We start from the raw sequence: 24,109 nt of genomic DNA, 5'->3' as shown, positions 1-24,109 counted from the left end.
CGGCGGCAGCGAATACCGCTCCAGGCAGCGGCCGACAGATCAACGCCAAGGCAGCAACGCCAGTCGTAGCTCGGGTCAGGCCGCCGCCCGAAGCGGCATCTGATCATCCTCACAGTCGTAGCTGGAGCCGACCCTGCCCATGTTTCTGCGGATGCCGTGCAGGTCGCAGACCTGGGCGAACGCGGCCGAGGTGTATTGCGATCCGCGGTGCGTGGAAGATCACTCCGGTCACGTTGCCGCCGCGGGTCGCGACCGCGGCCTGGAGTGCGTCGATGACGAGCTCGGCCCGCATGTGCGGGGCCATCGGCCAGCCGAGCACTCGGCGCGACCGGATATCGATGACGCAAGCGAGGTAGAGCCACGCGGCTCCGACCTGCACATATGTGATGTCGCCGCACCACTTCTCGTCCAGCGTACTGGCGGTGAAGTCCCGCTGGACCAGGTCCGCCACTGGCGGCGCGAGGCGGTCCGAGATCGTGGTGCGCTTCTTCTTCCGCAGGTGACGGCCGACGATGCCGTGCTTGCGCATCAGCCTGGCCACGCGCTTGTGGTTGACCGTGTGGCCGAAGCCGCGCAGTTCGGCATGGACTCGAAGCGCGCCGTAGTTCCCGCGGTGTTCGGCATGGATTTCGCGGATCTCCTCGACCAGGGCGTCCTCCTCGAACTGCCGCCCCGCCCGCGCCTCAGCGCCGGTGATCCACCGGTAGTAGCCCGAGCGGGAGACCTCCAGCACCCGGCATATCCGCTTGATGCCGAACATCTCGGCGTGGGTGGAGACGAAGTCCCAAGCGGCGGTCTTCACTTCATCTCCCGGGCGAAATAGGCCGCTGCCCGACGCAGGATCTCCCGCTCCAGCTGTCATTCCTTCTCCGCCTTGGCCAGCCGCGCGTTCTCCGCCCGCAGCCGGGCCAACTCGGCCTCGGTGTCCTGCGACGCGCCTGCGGCGACTGGACGACCGTCGGCATCACGCACCCAGGTCCGCAGCGTTTCGGGGTTGACGTTCAGATCAGCCGCGACGTCCTTGAACGTCCGCCTGCCGGCCGAAGCCCGCCACAACGCGATCGCGTCGGACCGGAACTCCGCACTGTACTTCGAGGGCCGTGCCACGTAGATCTACACCTTCCAGGATCAGCAAGATCCATTGTCAGGTGTGTCCACACCACAGGGGTCACCTCAGCTGCCGCTCGTCCAGGTGTGGGAACAACACCTGGAACCTGGCGGCCAGTTGATCTCGAACCTCTTGCGATATGCCCATACCACGTCAACGAGCCACATCACCGGAAGCAACACGTTGATTCTCTGCGAGCCCTTAGGGCCCGTAAAGAATCAACACGTTGGTTTGGTCTCTGTCGTGAGGGTCGTGCCGTGTGCGGTGGCGTGGACGAGGAGTCCTGCCAGGGTGCTGAGGTGTGCTGCTGGGGGCTGGGGTGTGTGCGCGTGCTGGTCCATCAGTCGTCGGATCTCGCTGGTGGTGTGGCGGATGGTGTCCTTGCTGACGTCGAAGAGGTGGGCCAGCACTGTAGGCGGCAGAGCGAGGTTTTGTTGCAGCACGGTGGCCAGGACCCGGTCGGCCAGGTCGAGTTTGGCTTTGCGGCCGCCGCCCGGGGCCCGGCGCCTGGTGCCGCCGTCGCGTCGGGTGGCCGGGTCCTGTTTCTGCAGCGCCTGCCAGCCGGGGGTCAGGGTCTCGGTCAGCTCGGTCAGTGCGGTGCAGGTCATGCCGGTCAGTACGGGATGTGACAGGGCAGCACGGTCGAAGACCGCCGTCGGCCCGGGCGTCGGCCTGGTAGGGCCTGCCGGGCTGGCGGGGCGGGGGTGCACGGTGTAGTTCCATTCGCCGTGGAAGGCATGCCCGGTGACCGGCACCGCGTTCAGCTCGGCGTCGCTGACCTTCACACCGGTGGGATAGGTGCCGGTGTCGAGTTCCGCCTGGACGGTGAGACCAGTGCGGGTGGTGGTCGCGGCGATGGACTGCACGACGACCTCGTGGCTGTTCAGCGGTCTGCCGCGCCAGTTCATGGTGATCGCGGAGAACAGCCGATGCTCCACCTTGTTCCAGTGTGTCCTGAATGCAGAGGGGAATTCGATGTAGGACGAGTTTCTTGAAGCAGTGCTGCGTGACCGATGAAGGATTGGCCCTTCGAAGTCGCCCTGCGGGGGGAGGCTTCAAACCGCCTCATGCTGCGTTAGCCGAAGACTGTCGTGGTGAGCGATGAGGAAAAGGCGTCCAAGAGGCGTCAGGTGGGGATCAGGGAGACGAACGCAAGTGAATCGTTGCTGACGTGTCGAAAGGATTCCGACGACATCAAAACCGGGAAGCTTGGAACCGTCCCGGGATAAGCCTGGCGGGAGCCCGCCGACTGGCTAGGCGGTGTCCGGCATGGAGACGACGTGAACCTGATCTGCCGCGGTCATGTGGAACAGGAGAAGGCGCGTACCGATACAGCCCGTCCTGGTAGGGCCGGGCGAGAGGGAGCACCCCGAGCGGTTGTGCCGCGAAGGGGCCGAGTACCGACGCGAGACGTGCCGGCGGACCGGCTCGTAGTAGTGGAGAAGCCCCTGTAACGGGGGTGGAGCGAAGGGGCCGGGTCGTCCGTGACTGTGTTGATCGCATCAACCGGACGGTGTCCGGGAGGAGTTCGGTGAGCCAGTTGAAGTCACAGGCCAAGCCGTTTGAGATTTCTAAGTGGGAAGTCAAGGAAGCATGGGAGGAAGTCAGGGCTAGCAAGGGAGCGCCGGGAGTGGACGGGCAGAGCATCGCCGAATTCGAGAAGGACCTGAAGAACAATCTCTATAGGGTCTGGAATCGGATGTCGTCGGGCTCCTACTTTCCTCCGCCGGTGCGTGCGGTGGCCATTCCTAAGCCGCATGGCGGCGGTGAGAGGATCCTCGGGATTCCTGCCGTCGCTGATCGTGTGGCTCAGACCGTAGTGGCCCGGCATCTGGTGCGGAGGGTGGATCCTATTTTCCATCCGGACAGCTTCGGATACCGGCCCGGACGGTCCGCCTTGGATGCCGTGGAGAAGTGTCGGGAACGCAGCTGGAAACGGGACTGGGTTGTCGAGTTCGACATCTCACAGTTCTTTGACAGTGTGCCCTGGGGCCTCCTGGTCAAGGCGGTGGAAGCGCACACCGACGCCGTTTGGGTGAAATTGTATGTGCGGCGGTGGCTTGCCGCCCCGCTCAAGATGCCCGACGGCACCCTGCTGGAGCGGGAGTGCGGGACGCCACAAGGAGCCCCGGTTTCTCCCGTCTTGGCGAACCTGTTCCTGCACTACGCGTTCGACGTATGGATGGCCAGGGAGTTCCCTGCTGTCTCGTTCGAACGCTATGCGGACGACGCGGTCGTGCACTGCGTCACCGAGCGCCAGGCCCGCCAGGTGCTGGCCGCGCTCTCGGACAGGATGGCCGAGGTCGGGCTGCGTCTGCACCCGGCCAAGACCCGGATCGTGTACTGCCAGGACGGATTGCGGCGCGGCTCGTACGAGCACACGTCTTTCACGTTCCTGGGGTTCACGTTCCAACAGCGCCAGATGCGGGACAAGAACGGCCGCATCAGATGGTCGTTCCGTCCCGCGGTCAGCAGGGACGCCCTCAAACGACTCGGCGAGGAGGTCCGCTCCTGGCGGCTCCACCGGCGGGTCAACCTCACCGTGGAAGAACTCGCGCAGCGGATCAATCCGATCGTCGCGGGCTGGATGCAGTACTACGGCCGGTTCTACCGATCGGCCTTGTATCCACTTCTGATGCGCATCAACGCCTACCTGGTGCGCTGGCTCCGCAACAAGTACAGACGGTTTCGCGCGATGAGGAAGGCCATCGCGGCCTTCCAGCGGGCAGCCAAGCGCCGCCCGGGGATGTTCGCGCAGTGGAGATGGGTCAGTTCCCCCTCCTTGGCCTGGTGATCAGGACGACAAGAGCCGTATGACGAGAGATCGTCACGTACGGATCTGTGGGAGCCGGAGGGTGCGAGTCCCTCCGGCTACCCGACCTTCGATGTGCCCGGCGGCATGTGGCAGACCGTGACGGCCAGGCCGGTCCGGGCGGCGAACGCGGCCAGCTCGGTCTTGAAGGCCCGGGTGCGGTAGCCGTTGGAGCCGCCGGCATCGGCAGTGATCAGCAGACGTCTGGCCTGCGGGTAGTCGAGGCTCCCTTGCCCGTTCCACCAACGGCGGATCGATTCGACCGCGAAGGCTGCGGTGTCGTGATCCGTACCGACATTCACCCAGCCGGTGTCCGCCGCCAGATCGTAGATGCCATAAGGCAGGGCCTTGCCCAGTGCATCACCGGGGAAGTCATGGACGTCAACCCGCACGGGTTCACCGGCCGGCCGCCACTGACGTCCCACATTCTTGAACTCCCCAACGACTTCCTTCTTCTTCGTGTCCACACTGACCACCGGCTCGCCCTCCGCCTGATGGTCCTTGACCTGGTCGTTGATGTACCGGAACTGCGCGTCCCGGTCGGGGTGCTGAGCGCCCTCAAGGGTCTTGGCATTGGCCTGCAGACTGAAACCGTTCTCCCGCAGCAGCCTGCCCACGGTCGGCGCTGACGCGGCATGGCCTGCCGCGTCAGCTCCCCGGCCAAAGACCGCAGCGACTTGGTCGTCCACCGCAGCGGCGACATCGGATCGCCCCGCTCATCCGGCTCGACCAGCGCCAGCAACGCTGGAACGAGCAGCCGGTCAAGCTTCTCGGCGCTCTTGCGACCGCCGCCGTCCCGGCGGACCCGGCCATCGGGCAGTGGGTCCTCACCGCCCTCCAACTCGAAGACACCCTTCCGCACCGTCGTCTCGCTCACCCCTGCGGCACGCGCGACGGCCCGGACCCCGCCGTGCCCCAGCAGCCGGGCCTCGGCGGCCAGCGCCAGTCGCTGCTGCCGCTCATTCAGATGAGGGAACAACACTCCGAATCTCAGGGCAAGTTGGTCACGAACCTCGCTCGGTATGCGCATACCACACCAACGACAGGGAGGTCGTGAAGCAACGTGTTGATTCTTTACGGGCCCTTAGCAAACCGAGGAGCTGGCGGAGCTGGCTCGATTTGCACCGGAACGCGGCGAAGGGCGGGGGTAGCCGCACCCCGCCCCTTGGGAATGTCTGTCGACGAGCTGTCAGACGGCACTTCCATTGTCGCTTAGGCGCGACGGCGCACCGATGGTTTCCGGCGCATCCCCGGGGCCCGAGCTCTTCCTAGTCCGCCGTCCGCGCTTCTCGATCCAAGTGGCGAGCGCCGAGAGTAGAAGGCACATGCCGACGTAGATGGCGCCGATGACGATGATGGTCGAGACGTACGGGTACTGCCCGTTCACCTGTGTGTTGGAGGCGATCAGACGGGCGGTCTGAAGCAGCTCCGGGTACAGGATGATGAAGCCCAGCGAGGTGTCCTTGAGGGTGACCACGAGCTGGCTGATGATCGTGGGCAGCATGGCTCGTACCGCTTGCGGGATCAGCACGCTGACCATCACCTGGGTCTTGCTCATACCCAGGGCGTAGGCGGCTTCGCTCTGCCCCTTGGGTACGGAGTTGATACCTGCGCGCAACACCTCGGCCTGGACGCAGCCGTTGTAGACCGACAGGCCGAGTGCCAGTGCCCACATCGAGTAGTCGGTGAGGAAGCCGACCCAGATCGCGTAGATGGTGATCAGCAGCGGGATCGAGCGGAACAGCTCGATGAACGCGGTGGCCAGCCAGCGGACTGGCTTGTGGTCCGAGAGGCGGCCCATCGCGAGGATCACACCGAGGATCAGCGAGCCGATCGCGGCCAGGCCGAAGGCCTTCAGAGTGGCGAGTACGGCGTCGGCGATGTTCTGCCGGATGCCGGCGTAGTTGAAGATGTCCCACATCTCGGGGGCCAGATGCCCCTTGTCGGACAGCCGCACGAAGCTGAGGACGAGCAGAGCCAGGATGGCCAGGGACCCGACGACGGCGTAGAGCCGGTTGCGTACGGTGGCCTTCGGGCCCGGTGTGTCGTAGAGAACGCTGGCACTCATCGGGCGACCTCCATACGACGTTCGACCAGCCAGAACAGACCGCTGATGGCAAAGGTGACGACCAGATAGCCGAGGGCCACCCAGATGAAGACAGGAGTGATGGCGTAACCGCGGTCACTCATGAGCTTCTGCCAGCCGAACAGCTCCGTGACGCTGAATGCGCCGGCGATTGCCGAGTTCTTGGTGAGTGCGATGAAAATGCTGCTCAGCGGCGGAATGACGGTCCGCGTGGCCTGCGGCAGCACCACGATCCTCAGCGTCTGGGAGAACGTCATACCGATCGAGCGGGCGGCCTCGGCCTGCCCCAGCGGAACGGTGTTGATGCCCGAGCGGACTGCTTCGCACACGAATGACGAGGTGTAGAAGCCGAGTGCCAGCGAGCCGAGCAGGAACGGGCTCATGCCGGGGAAGAAGATCTCCGGTACGACGAAGAAGGAAACCAGGAAGAGGAGGGTCAGAGGGGTATTGCGCAGCAGCGTCACCCACGCGGTGCCGAAGATCCGCAGCGGCGGCACCGGCGAGACCCTGAGTCCGGCGACGAGGACACCGAGGGCCAGTGCGATGACCGAACTGACAGCGGTGATCGACACGGTTCCTATGAAGCCGTCGCGAAACTCTGGAAAATTGTCGAGCAGTACATTCATGAGGTCTCCGCGTCGGCAGGCAGCGGCATCGGGGCAGGGGAGAAGGGGTGCCCCGTACGCGCTCGGGGAGGCAAGGGCGCGTACGAGACACTTCAGTCAACTGGAGGCGTCAGTAACGCTCGACAGCCGGCGGAGCGGTGTACTTCGAGCCGGACAGACCCAGGGTCGCCTCGTAGATCTTCTGGTACGTGCCGTCCCCGACGTGCTTCACCAGCGAGTCGTCGATGGCGTCGCGCAGCACCTTGTCGTCCTTGTTGAGGCCCACGCCGTAGGGCTCCTCGGTGAACGGCTTGCCGACGACGCGGAGCTTGCCGTTGTTCTGCGCCGCGTAACCCTTCAGGATCGAGTCGTCGGTGGTGACCGCGTCGACCTGCTTGGTCAGCAACTGCTGTACGCAGTCCGAGTACTTGGCCAGTTCGACGACATTCGCGCCGTACTCCGGCTTCTTGATCTCCTGGAGCGGAGTGGAGCCGACGATGGAGCAGACCTTCTTGCCCTTCACGGCGTCCTTGCCGGTGATGGACGTGTCGTCCTTGCGTACGAGCAGGTCGGCGCCTGCCTTGTAGTAAGGGCCGGCGAATCCGACCTGCTTCTTGCGCTCATCGTTGATCGTGTACGTGCCGACGAAGTAGTCGACCTGCCCCTTGGAGATCGCGGTCTCCCGGATGCCCGAGTCCACGGTCTTCCACTCGATCTGGTCCTTCGAGAAGCCCAGATCGGCCGCAATCATCGTGGCGATCTCGATGTCGAAACCGGAGCGTTCCTTCGTCGACTGGTCCTCGAACCCGAGGTAGGGCTGGTCGGCCTTGGCGCCGATGATCAGCTTGCCGCGCTTCTTCGCCGCCTTGAAGGTCGGCGAGTTCAGGTCGACACCCGTTGCGACGGTGTACTTCGGCAGCTCGGGGGCGCCCGAGGCACCGGGCTTGGTCCCGGTCGGCTTGTCGCCGGCCGAGCCTTCCTTGCCACCACAGGCGGTCGCTGTCAGGGCGAGCACGGCGATGGCCGCAACGGCGGCCGACTTGCGGAGCTTCATGTGAACATTCCTTATGTCGTAAGTCGTTGTCGTCAGTGGTGAAGGATCTTCGACAGGAAGTCCTTGGCCCGGTCACTGCGCGGGTTGCTGAAGAACTGGTCGGGCGTGGCCTTTTCGACGATCTTTCCGTCCGCCATGAAGATGACGCGGTTCGCCGCCGAGCGCGCGAAGCCCATCTCATGGGTGACGACGACCATCGTCATGCCGTCCCGGGCGAGCTGCTGCATGACCTCCAGCACCTCATTGATCATCTCCGGGTCGAGCGCGGAGGTCGGCTCGTCGAAGAGAATGACCTTGGGGTCCATCGCCAACGCCCGGGCGATTGCGACGCGTTGCTGCTGACCGCCGGAGAGCTGGGCGGGGTACTTGTCGGCCTGCGTCGCCACGCCCACCCGGTCCAGCAGCGAACGGGCCTTGTCCTCGGCAGCCTTTTTGTCCGTCTTGCGGACCTTGAGCTGGCCCAGCATCACGTTCTCGAGCACCGTCTTGTGCGCGAAGAGATTGAACGACTGGAAGACCATGCCGACGTCGGCGCGCAGCCTGGCCAGCTCCCTGCCCTCCTGGGGCAGCGGCTTGCCGTCGATCGATATGGCGCCCGAGTCGATCGTCTCCAAGCGGTTGATCGTGCGGCACAGCGTGGACTTCCCGGACCCGGAGGGCCCGATGACGACCACGACCTCGCCACGGGCGACGGTCAGGTCGATGTCCTGGAGCACATGCAGCGCGCCGAAGTGCTTGTTGACGTTGCTCAGTACGACAAGGTCGTTCGCCGCGGGTGCGGCGTCCTCGGCGCCCTTGGTCACTGAAACTCCGCTCATCGGCTTCATGCTCCGTCCTCCTCGGTTGGGAAGGACCCTAATGACGCAGTGCGACCAGCGTCATTACATCTGAGCGGAAATTGAGCATAACGATCCGGCGGCAACCGGACACTCCGCGTGAAGGGGACGGCGGGCGGGACTCCCGGGGCGTACCGGGTGGATAACAGATGGCTCGATGCAGTGGGCGGGCCCTTGACTGACGTACCGGTCATCGGAGTGGATGCCCTGGTACGCCATGACGTGAAACACCTCGGTACGGGGAAGTGACGAGAGGCGTACGAGAAACCGCACCGACACGCACCGGCGCCGCACCGACGGAAGACCGGCGCGCCACACCTTTGGAAAGGGGGGCCATGAGACTGCTGCTCGTCGAGGACGACAACCACGTCGCCGCCGCCCTCTCCGCGATCCTCGCCCGGCACGGCTTCCAGGTCGTGCACGCGCGCAGCGGCGAGGAGGCACTGCAGGCGCTGCTGCCCGCGGACACGGAGCCCTTCGGCGTCGTGCTCCTCGACCTCGGCCTGCCCGACCAGGACGGCTACGAGGTGTGCGGGAAGATCCGCAAGCGCACCTCCACCCCGGTGATCATGGTGACCGCGCGCGCCGATGTCCGGTCGCGGATCCACGGCCTCAACCTCGGGGCCGACGACTACGTGGTCAAGCCGTACGACACCGGCGAGCTCCTCGCCCGTATCCACGCCGTCAGCAGGCGCAAATCGGCCGGCGAGGACACCGTTCCCACACCCGTCGCCGCTCTGCGCCTCGGGCACGTCCACATCGAGCTGCCGACCCGCCGGGTCAGCGTCGACGGATCGGAAGTCCAGCTCACCCGCAAGGAGTTCGACCTGCTCGCGCTGCTCGCCCAGCGCCCCGGTGTGGTCTTCCGCCGGGAGCAGATCATCAGTGAGGTGTGGCGCACGAGCTGGGAGGGAACGGGGCGCACGCTCGAAGTGCACGTCGCGTCCCTGCGTTCCAAACTGCGGCTGCCCGCACTGATCGAGACGGTGCGCGGGGTCGGCTACCGCCTCGTCGCCCCGTCCGCGTAGAGGCGTACGTCCCAGGTGCGCACCCGGCTGCTTCCCCTGCTCATCATTCTCATGGCGAGCGTGCTGCTCGCCCTCGGCTTCCCGCTGGCCGTCAGCGTGGCCGGCGCCCAGCAGCAACGCGTCGTCATCGACCGCATCGACGACACGGCACGCTTCGCCGCGCTCGCCCAGTTCATCGCCGAGCGGACCCCCGGTTACGACGAGAGGCGCCGCACCCTGCGGAGCGAACTCGACACCTACGCATCCGTATACGGCATCCGCGCCGGTGTCTTCTACCGCGACGACAGTGCCATGGCGAAGGCCCCGGCCACCTGGCAGCTCCCGATCGAGGGGGAGGGGAGAGAGGCCTTCAAGGAGGCGCTCCTGGGTCGTCGCAGCCACGATCCGCCGCAGGTCTGGCCCTGGCAGCGGGGCAGGGTCGTCGTCGCCTCACCTGTCGTACGGGACGGCGATGTCGTCGCCGTCGTGGTCATCGACTCGCCCACCTCCGAAATGCGCGCACGCACGCTGCGCGGCTGGTTGCTCATCGCAGTCGGCGAAGTCGTTGCGATGCTGGTGGCGGTCGGCGCCGCGATCCGGCTCACCGGCTGGGTACTGCTGCCCGTACGGACCCTGGACGCGGCCACCCACGACATCGCCAGCGGCCGGATGAGATCCCGGGTCGCGGCCTCCGGAGGGCCGCCGGAACTGAGGCGCCTGGCCCGCTCGTTCAACGAGATGGCCGACAACGTCGAGGATGTGCTGGAGCAGCAGCGTGCCTTCGTCGCCGACGCCTCGCACCAGCTGCGCAACCCCCTCGCCGCGCTGCTGCTGCGGATCGAGCTCCTCGCGCTCGAACTCCCCGAGGGCAACGAGGAGATCGCCTCCGTGCGCACGGAGGGCAAGCGCCTCGGGCAGGTTCTCGACGATCTGCTCGACCTGGCGCTGGCCGAACACGCCGATGCCGATCTGCAGCTCACGGACATCGGCGCACTCACCGCGGAACGCGTCGCTTCCTGGCGGCCGGTCGCCGAGGAGAAGGGAGTACGGCTCAGGGCGGACGGCTCGTCCGCCGTGACCGCCTGGGCGGACCCCATCGCCCTGTCGAGCGCCCTCGACGCCATCATCGACAACGCCCTGAAATTCACCCCTGCCGACGAAGAGGTCCTCGTCACGGTCGCCTCCGGCCGCGATGACGTCACGGTCGTCGTCGCCGACCGCGGACCGGGCCTCACCGCACAGGAGATGGAGCGCGTCGGCGACCGCTTCTGGCGCAGCGCCCAGCATCAGAACGTGAAGGGTTCCGGCCTCGGGCTCTCCATCTCCCAGGCCCTCCTGGTGGCGGGTGGCGGCTCCATCGGCTACGCCGCCCATGAGCCGCACGGGCTGCGGGTGACGGTGTCGGTGCCACGCCAGGGCCCGCAGGGCTGAGCGCGGACGGGAGAGGGCCCGGCTCGGGGACCGGGCCCGACGGAGTGGCGGCGGGGATCAGGGCTTGACCGAGCGGTAGTAGCGCTTGGCCCCTTCGTGCAGCGGCAGCGGATCGGTGTAGATCGCCGTACGCAGATCCACCAGCTGGGCCGCGTGCACCTCGCGCCCGATCCGGTCCCGGCTGTCGATCACGGTCCGGGTGAACGCCGCGGTCATCGCCGGATCCGTACGGTCCGTGGTCACCAGTACATTGGCGACCGCCACCGTCGGCACCGCCTGCCCCTGCTGCGCATTGCGGTAGGCATCGGCGGGCATCACGGCCGACCGGTAGTGGCGGGCGGACCCGCCCACGGCCTGAAGCTCCTTGATCAGCGGTGCCTCCAGCGGCACCAGCCGGATCGCGAACCGGTCCGACAGCTCCTGCACGGCGGAGGTGGGCAGTCCGCCGGACCAGAAGAAAGCATCTAGCAGGCCGTTCTCCAGCTTCTTCGGCATGGTGTCGATACCGTCGGGAACCGGCCTCACATCGTTCGCGGGATCGAGACCGGCGGCCGTCATCAGCCGGTCGGCGACCAGCCGTACGCCCGAACCCGGCTGCCCCACCCCGACGCGTTTGCCGATCAGGTCCGAGACCTTCCGTACCTCCGAGTCCCGGGGTACGACCAGCTGGATGTAGTCGTCGTACAGCCGCACACAGCCCCGCAGCCGGTCGGCGCCGGGCTTGCCGCTGCGCAGATAGGTGGCGAGGGCATCGGTGGTGGCGATGGTGAAGTCGGCCTTCCCGGTCGCCACCCGCGTGATGTTCTGCTGCGATCCCTCACTGGTCTGCAGCCGTATCGACACCTCGGGCAGGTCCTTGGCCAGGTCCCCCTTGAGCCGCTCGCCGTAGCGCTGGTAGACCCCGCTGCGTACGCCGGTACTGAAGGTCAGCGCGCCGCTCGGCGCCGGTTCCCCGAGTGGGAGCAGCCACCACAGCAGCAGCCCGAGCACGACGACGAGGGCGGCGCACGCCTGAAGGGTGCGGCGCCGGCCGGTACGGGACAGTGCCTGGAGCATGGCGGCGATCCTGCCAGCCCGCCGGGGCGATGACCAGGGCCGGGCCCCGGTGGCCCGGAGCACCCGGACACGGAGGCCGTGAGCCCGTGCCGGAGAGGTATTCATCATTGCGGCCCGATCGGAGCCCTTACCCTGGACGGGTGAGCGGCAACGACGTGGCTGGTGGAGTAGTGGACGGTTTGAAGACGTACGAGGTGCGCACCTACGGGTGCCAGATGAACGTCCATGACTCCGAGCGGCTGTCGGGGCTGCTGGAGGACGCGGGTTACGTACGTGCCGCCGAGGGCTCCGACGGCGACGCCGACGTCGTCGTCTTCAACACCTGCGCGGTGCGGGAGAACGCCGACAACAAGCTCTACGGCAATCTCGGCCGGCTCGCCCCGATGAAGACCAAGCGGCCCGGTATGCAGATCGCCGTCGGCGGCTGCCTGGCGCAGAAGGACCGCGACACCATCGTCGAGCGGGCCCCCTGGGTGGATGTCGTCTTCGGTACGCACAACATCGGCAAGCTGCCGGTGCTGCTGGAGCGCGCCCGTATCCAGGAAGAGGCGCAGATCGAGATCGCCGAATCCCTGGAGGCATTCCCCTCCACGCTTCCCACCCGCCGCGAGTCCGCCTACGCGGCGTGGGTCTCCATCTCCGTCGGCTGCAACAACACCTGCACCTTCTGCATCGTCCCGGCGCTGCGTGGCAAGGAGAAGGACCGTCGCACCGGCGACATCCTCGCCGAGATCGAGGCACTGGTCGCCGAGGGCGTCTCGGAGATCACCCTGCTCGGCCAGAACGTGAACGCGTACGGTTCCGACATCGGCGACCGCGAGGCCTTCTCCAAGCTGCTGCGTGCCTGCGGGAAGATCGAGGGCCTGGAGCGGGTCCGTTTCACCTCGCCGCATCCCCGCGACTTCACGGACGACGTGATCGCGGCGATGGCCGAGACGCCGAACGTGATGCCCCAGCTGCACATGCCGATGCAGTCGGGCTCGGACACGATCCTCAAGGCGATGCGGCGCTCGTACCGGCAGGAGCGCTTCCTCGGCATCATCGAGAAGGTGCGCGCCGCGATGCCGGACGCCGCCATCTCCACCGACATCATCGTGGGCTTCCCCGGCGAGACCGAGGAGGACTTCGAGCAGACCATGCACGCGGTCCGCGAGGCGCGCTTTGCCAACGCCTTCACTTTCCAGTACTCCAAGCGCCCCGGAACCCCGGCCGCCGAGATGGAGGGGCAGATCCCCAAGGAGGTCGTCCAGGAGCGGTACATGCGCCTGTCCGTCCTTCAGGAGGAGATCTCCTGGGAGGAGAACAAGAAGCAGGTCGGTCGAACGCTGGAGATCATGGTTGCGGAGGGCGAGGGTCGCAAGGACGGCGCCACCCACCGCCTCTCCGGCCGTGCCCCCGACAACCGCCTGGTCCACTTCACCAAGCCGGACGAGGAGGTGCGTCCGGGCGATGTGGTGACGGTCGAGATCACCTACGCGGCCCCGCACCACCTCCTCGCCGAGGGCGTTCCGGTGGGCGTACGGCGGACCCGGGCCGGGGACGCCTGGGAGAAGCGCACCGCCACCGAGGCCGCCAAGCCCGCCGGAGTGATGCTCGGGCTGCCCGGTATCGGCGCCCCGGCGCCGCTGCCGGCCGCTGCGGCCCCCGGCTGCGGCTGCGACTGACACCGGCAGGACTCAGACGGCGGCGGTGGCCGACGGGCGCATCGCACCCAAGCAGTACGCTGCCCACCATGCTTGTCGCCGCCGCTGTCTGCCCCTGCCCGCCCCTGCTGGTACCCGAGGTCGCCGCCGGTGCCGCGCCCGAGCTCGACGCCCTGCGGGACGCCTGCGCCGATGCCCTCGGCGTGCTCACCGCCGCCCGGCCCGATCTGCTGCTCGTGATCGGGCCTGCGGACCGCGCGGGGCGTGGCCCGCATCCCGAGGGGGCCACCGGTACCTTCAAGGGCTTCGGCGTCGACCTCGGTGTACGGCTGGGGCGCGAAAAGGGGCCGGTGGCTGACCGCCCGCTTCCACCGTCCCTCGCCGTCGGTGCCTGGCTGCTCGCCCGCGCGCAATGGGCCGAGGCGCCGGTCGAAGGGCTCGGCGTGGGGGAGCCGCTCGAAACCATTCGCTGTACCAGTACCGGACGGGATCTGGCCGTCAGGGCGGACCGGGTGGCCCTGCTGGTGATGGGCGACGGCAGTGCCTGCCGCACGCTCAAGGCCCCCGGCTATCTGGACGACCGAGCCGAAGCATTCGATGCGGCGGCCGCCCATGCGCTGGGCACGGCGGACCCCGACGCGCTGATCGCTCTGGACGAGTCGCTGGCGTACGAACTGAAAGCGGCGGGCCGGGCGCCCTGGCAGGTGCTCGCGGGCGCGGCCGAGGGGGCGGGCCTGGGCGGCCGGCTGCTGTACGAGGACGCCCCGTACGGCGTTGGCTACCTGGTCGCCACCTGGTCCTGAGCCCCGTCCGTACTCTTGCCCGCTTGCCCGAGCAGATACGGCCGACGGCCGTGCAGCGTTGTCGCTCCACGGCCGTCCGTCGGGCTTGATCGGTTGATGTTCAGGAAGTGGGCGGCGTGCCCGGCGGCGTACCGCCCGGCGGCGTTCCGCCTTCGTCGTGCTTGGTACCACCCTCGTCGTGCTTGTGGGACAGGCGCTCGACCGCTTCCTTGGCCTTCTTCGTGCCGGACTCGATCTTGTCGCTGTACTTGCCCTTGGTCTTTTGGTCGACCGTCCGTGCGGCCTTGTCGAGCCCTTGGTCGATCTTGTGCCCGTGCTGATGCGCGAGATCGCCGACCTTGTCCTTGGCGGGGCTCAACTTGGCCTTCAAATTGTCCAGGAAGCCCATCGGGCACCTTCCCTGCTAGGGGCTAGGGTCGGGCGTCCTCTCCGACCTCGCTGCCGACGACCTCATCAGGCGGCCCTGAGAGTAAACGGCAAACCGTGAAAAAACGCCCGTATTCACTTACGAATTCTACTGGCACGGGCGAAGATCCGCGCCGCTCGGAGCGTCGCACCCGGCTACTCGCCCTGCCCCGGGGCCAGGGCCGGGGGCTTGTGGCCGGAACGACAGGCGACTCCCGTTCGGAGCCGGTCACCCGACTCGTTCCGGAAGAGGGCCGGAGGTTTGCGAGACTGGGGCGGTGAGAAGTTCAGCTCCCGCACCGCGGGTCATCACCGTCGTCGGTCCCACTGCAGCCGGAAAGTCCGATCTGGGGGTATTTCTTGCTCAGCAGCTCGACGGCGAAGTGGTCAATGCCGATTCCATGCAGCTCTACCGGGGGATGGATATCGGCACTGCGAAGCTGACGCTCTCCGAACGCGGAAAAGTTCCGCACCACCTGCTGGACATCTGGGACGTCACCGAGACCGCCAGCGTCGCCGAGTACCAGCGGCTGGCCCGCGCCGAGATCGACCGGCTGCTTGCCGCAGGCCGTACCCCCGTCCTGGTCGGGGGCTCCGGGCTCTATGTGAAGGGCGCCATCGACGCCCTGGAGTTCCCCGGCACGGATCCCGGCGTACGGGCCAGGCTGGAGGATGAACTGGTCGAGCGCGGCTCCGGGGCACTGCACGCCCGGCTCGCGGCCGCCGATCCCGAAGCGGGCCGGGTCATCCTGCCGAGCAACGGCCGCCGAATCGTCAGAGCCCTCGAAGTCATCGAGATCACAGGCAAGCCCTTCACGGCCAATCTCCCCGGTAACGATGCGGTGTACGACACCGTCCAGATCGGCGTCGACGTGGCCCGCCCCGAGCTCGACGAACGCATCGCGCTGAGGGTCGACCGGATGTGGACGGCCGGACTCGTGGACGAGGTGCGCGCCCTGGAGGCGCACGGTCTGCGCGAAGGACGGACCGCGTCCAGGGCACTCGGCTACCAGCAGGTGCTTGCCGCGCTGGCCCAGGAGTGCACCGAGGACGAGGCGCGTGCCGAGACCGTACGCGCCACCAAGCGATTCGCGCGCCGTCAGGACTCATGGTTTCGCCGCGACCCGCGGGTCCACTGGCTGAATGGCGCCGCGGAGCACCGCGGGGAACTCCCGCACCAGGCGCTGGCGTTGGTCGCACGAGCGGTTACAGCCTGATCACGTGATGGCATCGGGAAGCCCTGCCCGTCATTTCGGTGACCGGGAGCGTGCCATCATCGAGCATCGATCGACCAGTGGAGTCCGAGTTGGGAGGGCGCGTGGCGATGGAGGCCGGCCCTCGCGACACAGAACAAGACGCACCGGACACGCTGCACGAGGCAGGACGCTTGAGCCCCGACGGGCCCGATGAGCTCGAGGTGACCCCCGAGGTCGAGGTCGAGCTGCGGCCCGCGCGGCGTCTGCGCATCTGGCAGCTCGCACCGATCGTCATGCTCGCCGCCGTGGGATCGCTGATGTTCGCGTTCCCGCTGGCCTTCGCGTTCGGCGACGGCGGCGCGGTCGTCGCCATGCTGGGCCTGCTGATCAGCTGCTGCGCCGCGGGCTGGGGCATGATGGCCGCCCGCCGCGTGGGTTACACCTGGCCCGGGCTGCCGCAGCGGGGCTCGGGCGAGCGATCCGACTGGCGCGTGATCGCGCTGTACATCACCGTGTGCGCCGCACTGGTCGCACTGGCCGTCTGGCGCGTGGCACGGCTCCGCTGACGGACGCGGCGGCTCCACCGGCGAGACGTCCGGCTTCCGCCCGGTGTGCTGCCCGTCTCCCGTCCGGTGCGCCCGGGCCGGTTTCATCGGCTGTCGGTGCCGCCTCGTACAGTTGCCCTGTGAGCACCTCGCAGATCGCCTTCCTCAAGGGCCACGGCACCGAGAACGACTTCGTGATCGTTCCCGACCCGGACAACGCCCTCGACCTGCCCGCCTCCGCCGTCGCCCGGCTGTGCGACCGCCGGGCCGGTATCGGTGGCGACGGGCTGCTGCACGTCGTACGGTCCGCCGCGCACCCGGAGGCGCGGGCCATGGCGGGCGAGGCCGAGTGGTTCATGGACTATCGCAACGCCGACGGCTCGATCGCCGAGATGTGCGGCAACGGCGTACGGGTCTTCGCCGGCTATCTGCAGCGTGCCGGGCATATCGAGGAGGGCGACCTCGCCGTCGCGACGCGGGGCGGTGTGAAGAAGGTGCACATCGCCAAGGGCGGCGACATCACGGTCTCCATGGGACGCGCGCTCCTCCCCGAGGAAGGCGTCACGGTCAGTCTGGACGGCCGCAGCTGGGACGCCCGCAATGTGAACATGGGCAATCCGCACGCGGTCGCCTTCGTCGACGACCTGGCGCACGCCGGCGATCTGTTCTCCGCGCCGCCGTTCAGCCCCGCGGCCGTCTACCCCGACGGCGTCAACATCGAGTTCGTCGTGGACCGCGGACCGCGCCATGTCGCGATGCGGGTCCATGAGCGCGGTTCGGGCGAGACCCGCTCCTGCGGCACGGGCGCCTGCGCCGTGGCCGTCGCCGCGGCCCGCAGGGACGGCGCCGACCCCGCGGAGACCGGCACCCCGGTCACGTACACGGTGGATCTGCCAGGCGGCACCCTCGTGATCACCGAGCGGCCGGACGGCGAGATCGAGATGACCGGAGCCGCCGTGATCGTCGCCGAGGGCTTGATCGACTCCGCCTGGCTCGAAACGGCGATCGGCTAGAGCTTCGCTCGAATGGGTGATCCGTTTCACGCTGAGCGAGAGCCGGACTCCGCCACGTGGTGGGCTCGGTAGCATCAAGCACCGGCCCGGAGGCGCGTCCGCACCTCCCCACCGCCGGTCGACGTCGCCGGAGGTGCCCCATGAGTGCAGAGGCCACCAACCCAGGTGCTCCCATCCGCAGACGGGGCCGTCCCCGGATCGATCTCCGCAGGCTCGGCCGCGTCGCGCTCGGCCCCGTCTCCCGCGACCGGCTGCCCGACGCGATCGGCCATGTTGCCGAGGCCCACCGCGCGCACCACCCGGATGCCGACCTCTCCATCCTGCACAGGGCCTACGTACTCGCGGAGTCCTCGCACCGCGGACAGATGCGCAAGAGCGGCGAGCCGTACATCACGCACCCGCTCGCCGTCACACTGATCCTCGCCGAGCTCGGCGCCGAGACCACGACACTCACGGCCTCACTGCTCCACGACACCGTCGAGGACACCGAAGTGACCCTCGATCAGGTGCGGGAGCAATTCGGAAAAGAGGTCTGCTACCTCGTCGACGGCGTCACCAAACTCGAAAAGGTCGACTACGGAGCGGCGGCCGAGCCCGAGACCTTCCGCAAGATGCTGGTCGCCACCGGGGACGACGTCCGGGTGATGTCGATCAAGCTCGCCGACCGGCTGCACAACATGCGAACCCTGGGCGTGATGCGTCCCGAGAAACAGGTCAGGATCGCCAAGGTCACCCGCGACGTGCTGATCCCGCTGGCCGAGCGGCTAGGCGTACAGGCCCTCAAGACCGAGCTGGAGGACCTCGTCTTCGCGATCCTCCGCCCCGAGGAGTACGAACAAACCCGCGCACTGATCGCCGCCGCGTCGGTGCAACCGGACGCCTCCGGCGCCCCGGCCACCCAGGACCCGCTTGCCACCATCGCCGAGAACGTCGCAGCGGTGCTGCGGGAGGCCGGCATCCCCGCAGAAGTCCTCATCAGGCCGCGCCACTACGTCTCCGTACACCGCGTCAGGACCAAACGCGGCGAACTGCGCGGCACCGACTTCGGCCGGCTGCTGGTTCTCGTCGGCGAGGACGCCGACTGCTATGCCGTGCTCGGTGAACTGCACACCTGTTTCACCCCGGTGATCTCCGAGTTCAAGGACTTCATCGCCGCCCCCAAATTCAACCTGTACCAGTCACTGCACACTGCGGTCGCGGGCCCCGACGGGGCGGTCGCCGAAGTCCTCATCCGTACGCACCGGATGCACAAGGTCGCCGAGGCGGGCGTCATCGCCCTCGGCAATCCGTACGCCGCGGACAGCGGCTCCGCCCCGCAGTCCGCCGAACCCGCTGACGGAGAACGCGCCGACCCGACCCGGCCCGGCTGGCTCTCCAGGCTCCTGGAATGGCAGCAGTCCGCCCCGGACCCCGACACCTTCTGGACCACACTCCGCGCCGACCTCGCCCAGGACCGGGAGATCACGGTCTTCCGCACCGACGGCGGCACGCTCGGACTGCCCGCCGGAGCCAGCTGCGTCGACGCCGCCTACGCACAGTACGGGCACGAGGCGCACAGCTGCATCGGTGCTCGGGTCAACGGCCGGCTGGCCACCCTCGGCACCGTACTGAGCGACGGCGACACCGTGCAGTTGCTGCTCGCCGAGGACGCTGCCTCCGGCCCCTCGCCCGACTGGCTCGACCACGCTCGAACCCCAGCCGCCCGTATCGCCATCACCGGCTGGCTGGACGCCCACCCCGAGGATGCCCAGGGCCCGCACAACAGCAGGCCCGCGGAGTCCAGGCACGAACCACAGCCCCAGGAGAACACCGACCCCGGGCGAGCCAGGTCCGCGAGCCGCGCCGCGAGCGCCGTGGTGGACCGGCCGGATGCCACCGTACGACTCGCGGGCTGCTGCACCCCCGTACCACCCGACGCCGTCACCGGATTCGTCGTGCGCGGCGGCGCCGTCACCGTGCACCGGACGGAGTGCCCCGCGGTGGCCCGGATGCAGTCCGTCGGCCGTGCGCCGGTCTCGGTGAACTGGGGCGACGCGGCAGGGTGCCGGGTCACCCTGGTCGCCGAGTCCTTCGGACGGCCCCGGCTGCTCGCCGATCTCACCGAGGCGATCGCGACGGCGGACGCGGCGATCATCTCCGCCACCGTCGAACCACCCAGCGAACAGCGCGTCCGGCACACCTACACATTGCAGCTCCCCGATGCCGCCGCACTGCCCGCGCTGATGCGCGCGATGCGTGACGTACCCGGGGTGTACGACGTGAGCCGCGCCCAGCACCCCGCCGCCACCGTCTGACCCCGCCGCGCAGCGCCATCTGCCACAGCGATCTCGTTCGAGTGGCGTGGCGCGCGCCGCACCTGCACGGGTGGGAGTCGCTGGTAGCGGTAGTTCATGCCGATCATCTCCCGCCGTCTGCGGGCCGCTCTGCTGGCCACCGCATCGGCCGCACTCGTTGCCGCCGCCCTCCCCTCACCCGTGCCGCTCGGAATCGGTGATCCACTCTTCCCGCGCCTCGGCAATCCCGGGTACGACGTCCTCTCGTACGACATCGGACTGACCTACCAGGGCAGCAACAGCAAGCCGCTGGACGCCGTCACCACGATCGAAGCGCGGACCACCGAGCCGCTGGACCGGATCAACCTCGACTTCGCCCAGGGCACTGTCCGTACGGTCGAAATCAACGGTGTGCGGGCCGACTTCGCCGCGGCGGACGAGGACCTGGTCATCCAGCCCCCCGGCCGGCTCCCGGCCGGAGCGCCGCTGCACATCACCGTCCGGCACACCAGCGACCCGAACGGCGGCCAGGACAGCGGCGGCTGGCTGCGCACCGCCGACGGTCTGGCCATGGCCAATCAGGCCGACGCCGCGCACCGGGTCTTCCCGAGCAACGACCACCCCGCCGACAAGGCGTTCTTCACTTTCCGGATCACCGCACCCAAGGACCTCACGGTGGTCGCCAACGGCCTGCCCGCAGGCACGGCCCGCAACGGTGCCGAGACCACCTGGACCTACCGGACCGAACACCCCATGGCCACCGAACTGGCCCAGGTCACCATCGGCCGTTCCACCGTCCTGAAACGGACCGGGCCGCATGGACTGCCGGTACGCGACGTGGTGCCGAGCGCCGACCGCAAGCGGCTGGAACCCTGGCTCAGCAAGACACCCGGTCAGCTGGAATGGATGGAACAGCAGGTCGGCCCCTACCCCTTCGAGACATACGGACTGCTGGTCGCCGCCACCGACACCGGCTTCGAGCTGGAGACCCAGACACTCTCGCTCTTCGAACGGTCCCTGTTCACCCAGACCGCCTACCCCAAGTGGTATGTCGAATCGATCATGGTGCACGAGCTCGCGCACCAATGGTTCGGCGACAGCGTCTCCCCACAGGCATGGTCCGATCTGTGGCTCAACGAGGGACATGCCAGCTGGTACGAGGCCCGCTACGCCGAGGAGCATGCCGACAGGCCGCTGGAAAGCCGGATGTACGACGCCTACATCAGGTCCGACGGCTGGCGCGCCGCGGGCGGCCCCCCCGCCCGCCCCGACGTTCCGGCGCCCGGACAGAAGCTCAGCCTCTTCCGGCCGGTCGTGTACGACGGCAGCGCACTGGTCCTCTACGCGCTGCGCCAGGAGATCGGCGAGAGCGCATTCGACCGGCTGGAGCGGAGCTGGGTGAAGAAGCACCGGGACTCCAACGCCGCCACCGCGGACTTCGTCCGGCTGGCGTCACAGACCGCGGGCCGCGACCTGACCTCGTTCTTCGACGGCTGGCTGTACGGCGAGAAGACCCCGCCGATGCCGGGACACCCGGACTGGCACAGTGCCAAGCCCGACGGACAGCGATAAACCCGGGTGACGGGCCCGGCGGACCATGCCACTATCGACGGGTCGCCGCAGCGGCCGGACCGGATTCCCGACAGCGGGAATCATCGGGAGAGGTCACGCGTTGTGACTGATGTAACGGACTTCCATCGACGTAAGGATCCAATGACCTCCTCTTCTTCCCTTCCCCAGGACGCGCAGGACGCGCAGAGCGCTACGGAGAATGTCACCGAGAGCCTCACCGAGAGCCTTCGGGCCGACGCCCTGATGGAAGAGGACGTCGCCTGGAGCCACGAGATCGACGGAGAGCGGGACGGCGAGCAGTTCGACCGCTCCGAGCGCGCGGCACTGCGGCGTGTGGCAGGACTCTCGACCGAGCTCGAGGACGTCACCGAGGTCGAGTACCGGCAGCTGCGCCTGGAGCGTGTGGTGCTGGTCGGTGTCTGGACCTCGGGAACCGTGCAGGATGCGGAGAATTCCCTCGCGGAGCTGGCCGCACTTGCGGAGACGGCAGGCGCCATGGTGCTGGACGCCGTCTTCCAGCGCCGCGACAAGCCCGACCCGGCCACCTACATCGGCTCGGGCAAGGCGCTGGAGCTGCGCGACATCGTCCTCGAATCAGGGGCCGACACCGTCGTCTGTGACGGTGAGCTCAGCCCCGGCCAGCTGATCCATCTGGAGGACGTCGTCAAGGTCAAGGTGGTCGACCGGACCGCCCTGATCCTCGACATCTTCGCCCAGCACGCCAAGTCCCGAGAGGGCAAGGCGCAGGTGTCGCTGGCACAGATGCAGTACATGCTGCCGCGGCTTCGCGGCTGGGGTCAGTCGCTCTCCCGTCAGATGGGCGGTGGCGGTTCCAGCGGCGGTGGCGGCATGGCAACCCGTGGTCCCGGTGAGACCAAGATCGAGACGGACCGACGTCGGATCCGCGAGAAGATGGCGAAGATGCGCCGGGAAATCGCGGAGATGAAGACCGGCCGCGAGATCAAGCGCCAGGAGCGCAAGCGCAACAAGGTGCCCTCGGTCGCCATCGCCGGCTACACCAATGCGGGCAAGTCCTCGTTGCTCAACCGGCTGACCGGTGCGGGCGTCCTGGTGGAGAACGCACTGTTCGCCACCCTGGACCCGACCGTGCGCCGGGCCGAGACGCCGAGCGGCCGGATCTACACCCTGGCCGACACCGTCGGGTTCGTACGGCATCTGCCGCACCACCTCGTCGAGGCGTTCCGCTCCACCATGGAGGAGGTCGGTGAATCCGATCTGATCCTGCATGTGGTGGACGGCTCCCACCCGGTGCCGGAGGAACAGCTCGCCGCGGTGCGCGAGGTGATCCGCGAAGTGGGCGCGGTGGACGTGCCCGAGGTCGTGGTGATCAACAAGGCGGATGCGGCCGATCCGCTGGTGCTGCAGCGGCTGCTGCGCATCGAGAAGCATGCGATCGCCGTCTCGGCGCGAACCGGCGCCGGTATCGACGAGCTGCTCGCACTCATCGATACCGAACTGCCTCGGCCCTCGGTCGAGATCGAGGCCCTCGTCCCGTACACCCAGGGCGGGCTCGTCTCCAGGGTGCACGCCGAGGGCGAGGTGATCTCCGAGGAGCACACGCCGGAGGGCACCCTGGTCAAGGCACGGGTGCATGAGGAGCTGGCAGCCGTCCTCTCCTCGTTCGTCCCCGTGGCGCACTGACCGCAGCGCGGTACGGCTCAGAACGGACCGAAGGCCCGCTCCCTCGCTATCGTCGGCGTCAGTGACCGCACGGGCCGGAAGTGGCGCAATGGTCGCAGTGCCGACCGGCGGCAGAAGGCGGCACCACCGATTTCCAGAGTGGTGCCGCCTTCTGGTGCGTCCAGTTACCTGCGTGAGGAGGAGCGGATCCACATCGCGGACCGGTTGCGGGAGAAGGCCACGGTGCGGGCGATCGCCGCCGAGCTGGGCCGCAGCCCGTCTACTGTCAGCCGGGAGATCCGCCGCAACCGCACCGACGGCACACGCGGTCAGTGGCACTACCGGCCGCAAGCGGCCCAGGCCCGCACGGACGGCCGCCGGCCCCGCCCCAAGCCCCGAAAGATCAGCCAGAACCCGGAGCTGCGGGCCGCCGTCCAGGCGATGCTGGACGAGAAGTGGAGCCCGGAGCAGATCTGCCACGCTCTACGGCAGAAGTTCCCCGACCGGCCCGAGATGCACGTGGTCCACGAGACCGTCTACCAGGCGCCCTACGTCCAGGGCAGAGGCCAGTTGCGGCGTGAGCTCGCAGGCGCCCTGCGCACTGGTCGCGCCCGCCACAGGCCCCAGCGGCAGGCCAACAGCCGCCAGCCTCGTTTCACCACCCCGATGGTGGTGATCAGCGAGCGGCCGGCCGAAGCCGAGGGCCGGGCCCTGCCCGGCCACTGGGAGGGCGATCTGATCATCGGCAAGGACGGGAAGTCCGCGATCGGCACCCTGGTCGAACGCGCCACCCGCTACGTCATGCTCCTGCACCTACCGGGCGGCGAGAGCGGTATGTACGCGCATATTGCGCTCCTTTGTGTCTAAAGGGATCAAATGGACAGGAGCTGTCCGCCCGGCAGTCAGCAAAACCCACCGGAGTTGAAGATCACTCGATCGGTATTGCACGCGCCGGTGGCCGCATGTCAGGACTACTCCGTTCCGGCCGGAGCTGGCTCGCTGTCGCTTCAGGCTCCCCAGGCG

17 protein-coding genes and 4 pseudogenes are annotated in these 24,109 nt (G+C 68.0%); 12 read left to right on the top strand and 9 right to left on the bottom strand.

Annotated elements, in window-relative coordinates; genetic code table 11:
- Positions 1-114: 114 nt before the first annotated feature.
- Both NRF20_RS12520 and NRF20_RS12515 read right to left on the bottom strand, forming a co-directional pair.
- Positions 115-1,107, bottom strand: a pseudogene (locus NRF20_RS12520) (IS3 family transposase); the annotation flags it as partial.
- 219 nt (positions 1,108-1,326) lie between these two features.
- Positions 1,327-2,055, bottom strand: a pseudogene (locus NRF20_RS12515) (ISAzo13-like element transposase-related protein); the annotation flags it as partial.
- 584 nt (positions 2,056-2,639) lie between these two features.
- Between NRF20_RS12515 and ltrA the strand changes: the two are divergent.
- A complete protein-coding gene (ltrA, locus tag NRF20_RS12510; protein ID WP_413752587.1) occupies positions 2,640-3,902 on the top strand; it encodes a group II intron reverse transcriptase/maturase in 1,263 nt (420 codons plus the stop codon).
- A gap of 86 nt (positions 3,903-3,988) precedes the next feature.
- Here ltrA and NRF20_RS12505 read toward each other — a convergent pair.
- From NRF20_RS12505 to NRF20_RS12485, 5 genes and pseudogenes are all read right to left on the bottom strand, one after another.
- Positions 3,989-4,950: pseudogene (locus NRF20_RS12505) on the bottom strand (ISAzo13 family transposase); the annotation flags it as partial.
- A 159-nt stretch (positions 4,951-5,109) separates the two neighbouring features.
- On the bottom strand, positions 5,110-5,988 hold the full coding sequence (locus NRF20_RS12500; RefSeq protein ID WP_398630431.1) for an amino acid ABC transporter permease: 879 nt from the start codon (positions 5,986-5,988) through the stop codon (positions 5,110-5,112).
- Positions 5,985-6,632, bottom strand: coding sequence for an amino acid ABC transporter permease (locus tag NRF20_RS12495; protein WP_398630432.1), 648 nt, complete (start codon positions 6,630-6,632; stop codon positions 5,985-5,987). Before NRF20_RS12495 ends, NRF20_RS12500 begins: the two co-directional genes overlap by 4 nt.
- 109 nt (positions 6,633-6,741) lie before the next feature.
- Positions 6,742-7,665: a glutamate ABC transporter substrate-binding protein gene (locus NRF20_RS12490; protein WP_398630433.1), complete on the bottom strand. Its 924-nt coding sequence runs from the start codon at positions 7,663-7,665 to the stop codon at positions 6,742-6,744.
- A 32-nt stretch (positions 7,666-7,697) separates the two neighbouring features.
- Positions 7,698-8,483 (bottom strand): amino acid ABC transporter ATP-binding protein, encoded by a 786-nt coding sequence (locus NRF20_RS12485; protein WP_398630434.1) that lies wholly within the window; start codon positions 8,481-8,483, stop codon positions 7,698-7,700.
- 353 nt (positions 8,484-8,836) lie between these two features.
- On the opposite strand from NRF20_RS12485, the gene NRF20_RS12480 reads away from it, so the two are divergent.
- Together NRF20_RS12480 and NRF20_RS12475 are read left to right on the top strand one after the other, a co-directional pair.
- Positions 8,837-9,529, top strand: coding sequence for a response regulator transcription factor (locus NRF20_RS12480; RefSeq protein WP_189279749.1), 693 nt, complete (start codon positions 8,837-8,839; stop codon positions 9,527-9,529).
- Between the two features lie 15 nt (positions 9,530-9,544).
- Positions 9,545-10,939 carry a sensor histidine kinase gene (locus NRF20_RS12475; protein ID WP_398630435.1) on the top strand — a complete coding sequence of 465 codons (1,395 nt, stop codon included), beginning with the start codon at positions 9,545-9,547 and terminating at the stop codon, positions 10,937-10,939.
- Between the two features lie 57 nt (positions 10,940-10,996).
- Here the strand turns inward: NRF20_RS12475 and NRF20_RS12470 are convergent, their stop codons facing one another.
- A complete protein-coding gene (locus NRF20_RS12470; RefSeq protein ID WP_398630436.1) occupies positions 10,997-11,995 on the bottom strand; it encodes a TAXI family TRAP transporter solute-binding subunit in 999 nt (332 codons plus the stop codon).
- Between the two features lie 170 nt (positions 11,996-12,165).
- Here NRF20_RS12470 and miaB point away from each other — a divergent pair, with 170 nt between their 5' ends.
- Both miaB and NRF20_RS12460 read left to right on the top strand, forming a co-directional pair.
- The gene (gene miaB, locus NRF20_RS12465) at positions 12,166-13,659 is read left to right on the top strand and encodes a tRNA (N6-isopentenyl adenosine(37)-C2)-methylthiotransferase MiaB (protein ID WP_398630567.1); all 1,494 of its coding nucleotides are present in this window, start codon (positions 12,166-12,168) and stop codon (positions 13,657-13,659) included.
- Between the two features lie 68 nt (positions 13,660-13,727).
- On the top strand, positions 13,728-14,441 hold the full coding sequence (locus NRF20_RS12460; protein WP_398630437.1) for a class III extradiol dioxygenase subunit B-like domain-containing protein: 714 nt from the start codon (positions 13,728-13,730) through the stop codon (positions 14,439-14,441).
- 100 nt (positions 14,442-14,541) lie between these two features.
- Here NRF20_RS12460 and NRF20_RS12455 read toward each other — a convergent pair whose 3' ends face one another.
- Positions 14,542-14,829, bottom strand: coding sequence for an antitoxin (locus tag NRF20_RS12455; protein WP_398630438.1), 288 nt, complete (start codon positions 14,827-14,829; stop codon positions 14,542-14,544).
- 295 nt (positions 14,830-15,124) lie between these two features.
- Here NRF20_RS12455 and miaA point away from each other — a divergent pair, with 295 nt between their 5' ends.
- The 7 genes and pseudogenes from miaA to NRF20_RS12420 all read left to right on the top strand — a co-directional run.
- A complete protein-coding gene (miaA, locus tag NRF20_RS12450) occupies positions 15,125-16,063 on the top strand; it encodes a tRNA (adenosine(37)-N6)-dimethylallyltransferase MiaA (RefSeq protein ID WP_398630439.1) in 939 nt (312 codons plus the stop codon).
- Between the two features lie 107 nt (positions 16,064-16,170).
- Complete coding sequence (locus NRF20_RS12445) at positions 16,171-16,608, top strand: hypothetical protein (RefSeq protein WP_266365179.1); 438 nt, start codon at positions 16,171-16,173, stop codon at positions 16,606-16,608.
- Between the two features lie 119 nt (positions 16,609-16,727).
- On the top strand, positions 16,728-17,600 hold the full coding sequence (dapF, locus tag NRF20_RS12440; RefSeq protein ID WP_398630440.1) for a diaminopimelate epimerase: 873 nt from the start codon (positions 16,728-16,730) through the stop codon (positions 17,598-17,600).
- A gap of 140 nt (positions 17,601-17,740) precedes the next feature.
- Positions 17,741-19,894 (top strand): RelA/SpoT family protein, encoded by a 2,154-nt coding sequence (locus NRF20_RS12435; protein WP_398630441.1) that lies wholly within the window; start codon positions 17,741-17,743, stop codon positions 19,892-19,894.
- A 96-nt stretch (positions 19,895-19,990) separates the two neighbouring features.
- Positions 19,991-21,445, top strand: coding sequence for a M1 family metallopeptidase (locus NRF20_RS12430; RefSeq protein WP_413752586.1), 1,455 nt, complete (start codon positions 19,991-19,993; stop codon positions 21,443-21,445).
- Positions 21,446-21,586: 141 nt separating this feature from the next.
- Positions 21,587-23,107, top strand: a complete 1,521-nt coding sequence (hflX, locus tag NRF20_RS12425) for a GTPase HflX (protein ID WP_398630443.1) — start codon at positions 21,587-21,589, stop codon at positions 23,105-23,107.
- 129 nt (positions 23,108-23,236) lie between these two features.
- A pseudogene (locus NRF20_RS12420) lies at positions 23,237-23,905 on the top strand (IS30 family transposase); the annotation flags it as partial.
- Positions 23,906-24,109: the final 204 nt, after the last annotated feature.

This window comes from Streptomyces sp. R-74717 (assembly GCF_047305335.1).
In the GTDB taxonomy this organism is placed as follows: domain Bacteria; phylum Actinomycetota; class Actinomycetes; order Streptomycetales; family Streptomycetaceae; genus Streptomyces; species Streptomyces atratus.
This window is presented reverse-complemented; position numbering and strand designations above follow the sequence as displayed.